The sequence below is a fragment of the Allosediminivita pacifica genome (assembly GCF_003054175.1).
GTDB lineage: Bacteria > Pseudomonadota > Alphaproteobacteria > Rhodobacterales > Rhodobacteraceae > Allosediminivita > Allosediminivita pacifica.
Genome location: NZ_QBKN01000072.1, coordinates 1 through 3,483 on the forward strand (window position 1 = coordinate 1; position 3,483 = coordinate 3,483).

The window sequence follows — 3,483 nt, forward strand, 5'->3', positions numbered from 1 at the left end:
CGCGGCAGGGCATCCCGCGAACCGGATCGACGAGTTGCTACCCTGGAACTTCAAGCCGTCGAGCTGAACTCCGATGGGGCGTAGACGCCGCTTACGTAGCACGAGGGTTCTTCGCCTTTTCAAGTTGCGCGCGAGCGCTGCATTAAAACGATTGAGTCGGCGCAGGGAAATGGCGGAGTCGCACGCGGCTTAATCCGGCGTCGCTAACTTGCATTGTTCCAAGCGCCCTGCTAGGAGCACGCACTTCTTATTCCCTCTGAAGTAAAGCTGCGTCGCTTGTCGGGCAATCTTTAGGCGGCACTAACTAGAGCCGTTTCTTCTCTAAAGGCGTAGCGATTGTGGCTGCACAGGGTGTCGCGCCGACGACTCCGCGATAGTTCGAGAGTCAGCAGGCTGTCTTCAGTGAAGGCTGGGCTTAACTCTAGTCGAAGATATTCGAATAGCTGGCGGTCGTGTACGGCGATCAGGATCTGGCGGCCATGTTCCTTTGAGAGTGTTCTAAGCAACGCCGCGAAATGTGCGATATGAACATCGTCCATCGATTGCACCGGATCGTCTAGTATTAACAAAGGCAACTTCACGGGCACCGCCAGATGCAGAGCAATAAACAATGTCAGCGCCGCGGTGTTGAGGTTGCCGGCGCTGAGCATCGCGCCCGGCGTGCCACCAGCGTCGCCGCCATACCGGTGCTCGGTGATCAACTTGGGCTGGAGCCGCTGCGTCTGCGCTGGGGGAATGCGGAATGCCGGCACGAATGGCTCCACAGGAGCCAGCCGGACGAAGAGATCGCCCCACAAGAAATTTAGCCGGTCGTTGAACTCGCGCCGGATGATCGTCGAGCGCACCCGGTCAACGGCATTGCGGATCGCAATGCCTTCGTCTCGAAGTTCCTGCGCGCGGGTTAGCGAGCTGTCAGCTCGCTGCCATGCGGTCAAATCCTTGTTGATCCCGGCATCGGTCTCCGTCAACCGCGCCAAACCTGCGCGGATCGTGGTAACATATTCCAGACCTTCGCGTCGCTTCGTCACTCGGTCGCCGAGCCGCTTACTCTCAGCCATTAGAAAAATCTCGATCCGTTCGACCGCCGCCTCAAAGGTTTCGCCTTCGCTCGGTTCGGACGCCCCGACCGTGCGCGCAAAACCGCCGAGCGTTTCTCGCGCACCTAGTAGCGCTGCGGTTCGTGTCTGCAACTCGATACGAGCCCGGCGCGCCGCAACATCCTCGCTGCGCAGCCTACCGCCCTGACGGAAAGCTTCCGCCAGCCCTTCGAGCTCTACCGCCGCCCTATCCAGATCCGCTGCCCGCCGGTCGAGGTCAGCTAAGAACTTAGAGTCCAGAATGCGGGACGTCAGCGCCTCGATCTCGCGCTCCAACCGTTCAACGCTTAGTTGCAAATCACTGCGTGAGCGGCCTAGTGTCAGCAACCGTTCTGCCGCCCCCGACAGCCGCCGCACCTTGGCATGGACATGCTCACTCAGCGAGCCCTCGGTCACCTCACGGAAGTCTCGGTCACATACGGGACAAATCTCGTTTTCCACGAAGCTTGTCAGCTCCGCTAGTGCGGAAGCGAGGCTGCTTGAATCGCTTGAAATCGAGCTGACTTCAGCATCGATTGTGTTGCGCTGAGTCAGCACCGCGTCGCGTTCCGATTCAGCGGCAACGCGACGCGCGCTGTCGGCGCGGGCCTGTGCCGCCCGATCGCTCAGTTCCTTAGCTGCGGCGCGCAATTGGGCGATAGCCTCTTCCGGAAAATGTTCGAGGTCGCTTGGCAGCGAAACTTTTGGCAGCAGTTGTTCAATGCGCGCGCGCAGGGCGGAAACCCGAGCGCCGTCGCTTGATTCCCATAGCTGATATGCGGCAGCCGACGCATCGGCATCGGGCAGCGCATTGGCTCCCTCTATGCTTTCCTGCGCTTGGGCAATTTCCCGCCTGATCGCGCCGAACTCGCGAACCTGATCATAACGCTTCTCTAACGCTGCCGCGTCGGCTTCATCTTGGAGCGAGGCCGTGAGCGCGTCCAGCGAGTCTTCGCTGACAGCCAGTTCGGGCGCGAAGTGCTCGGCAATAATCTTGAGCGCCTCAAAATCCGCGGTCAGGCTCTCGGCAACAGCAGCCCGCGTCTTACGCTGGCTTTCCAAAAGGCGCTCAAGCCTGGTTTTCTCCGTTTCGGCACTACTCCACCCGTCCACGACTTTGCGAACGTTGCGAACGTCGACAAGCGGCTTAAGGCCCGCTTCGAGCGCGTCGAGCCGGTCGAGCCCGAGCAAGTTGCCGACGAACTGGGCGAGCGGGGAATCCGAGCCCGAGCCCGATTCCTGATAGATCTGCAACAGCTGTCCAAGCAGTGACTGCGGCAGATAAGCGCGTTCGCTGAAGAACGTCGCGAGCCGTTGCTCGAGCCTGCCGGCCGCGGTTGCGCCCTGACCGTCCAGCCGTGTCTCGAAGCTTTGCTGGCCCACCGCCCCGGACGTTTTGAGAAGCACGCTTCCCTCGCCAGCGGAGCGATGCAGAAGCTGCTTAGCATAGCCGGCATCGGCGCGATACAATGACTGCACGCTGCCGGTAAGCGCCAATTCAATCGCCGAGAGCAAGCTCGTCTTGCCGGCGCCGTTCTCGCCATGGATAAGTACGACCTTTGCATCCAACGGCGCATGGATATGGCCGCGGATGCTCCGGAAGTTGGTGATGTCGAGTTCTTTGAGGATCATCGCCGTCATGACGGGTCCTCCTCCTGGTCAATTTGGAACGGTGCGCCGACGGCGCGCCCGGCTGCGTCGGTGACGGCTTGCTCCCCATCCTCCGACGCCGCGATCAAGACGTCTAGGAACGCCTTGTTGGTCGGCGGGACCGCAAGCACCAGTTGCTCCAGTGCAGGTCCGTATCCATCCTGGCTTTCGGCAACTGTTTCAGGAAGCCGGAGCGGCAGTAGTACTCGGATTTGGTCTTCGAGCTGCCGCATCGCCGCTTCATCGGCCGGCCTCCCATTGGCGCCGATCGCAATGTCTTCGACCTGCAGCACGCGGCACGTCTCAGCCAGGGCCTCGACGGTTTCTGTGAGTAGTGCGCCCGCGAGTATCGCCGTCACAACATAGCGAGAGCCCGTGACATCGAGAGCGCGGCTCAGGGCCTCGACCCGCTGGCGCACCCGCACGCCTTCACGGTCACCGAAATCGCCGGTCGTTGTGTCGAAGATTAGAATAAGATCGAGCGCGCGCCCTTCATTGCCGCGCATAGCCGCAGTAAAATCGAACTCAACTCCCGCCATCCGGAATGGCGTCGCAATGTCACGATACATAGCTTCACGAAGCCGCTCTTGGATGGCGCGAACGAGCGGTGCGGTACTCACAGGATCATCTCCCTGACAAACGCCTGCTGCAGCGCATCCGCATTGATGCTGTAACCGCCCCCCGACGGCATCGCTGTGCCAAGGTGGGATCGCAACAATCCTTAATGGGAGGCGGTCATGTCAAAGATTACCACGGT

Annotated in this window: 2 protein-coding genes; both read right to left on the reverse strand. The window is 60.8% G+C overall.

Translation table 11 applies throughout. The features are described 5' to 3' along the window. Positions 1-290: 290 nt before the first annotated feature. On the reverse strand, positions 291-2,717 hold the full coding sequence (locus tag C8N44_RS22830) for an AAA family ATPase (protein WP_107978981.1): 2,427 nt from the start codon (positions 2,715-2,717) through the stop codon (positions 291-293). Next, positions 2,714-3,346 carry a hypothetical protein gene (locus C8N44_RS22835; protein WP_146178910.1) on the reverse strand — a complete coding sequence of 211 codons (633 nt, stop codon included), beginning with the start codon at positions 3,344-3,346 and terminating at the stop codon, positions 2,714-2,716. Before C8N44_RS22835 ends, C8N44_RS22830 begins: the two co-directional genes overlap by 4 nt. Between the last annotated feature and the right edge of the window lie 137 nt (positions 3,347-3,483).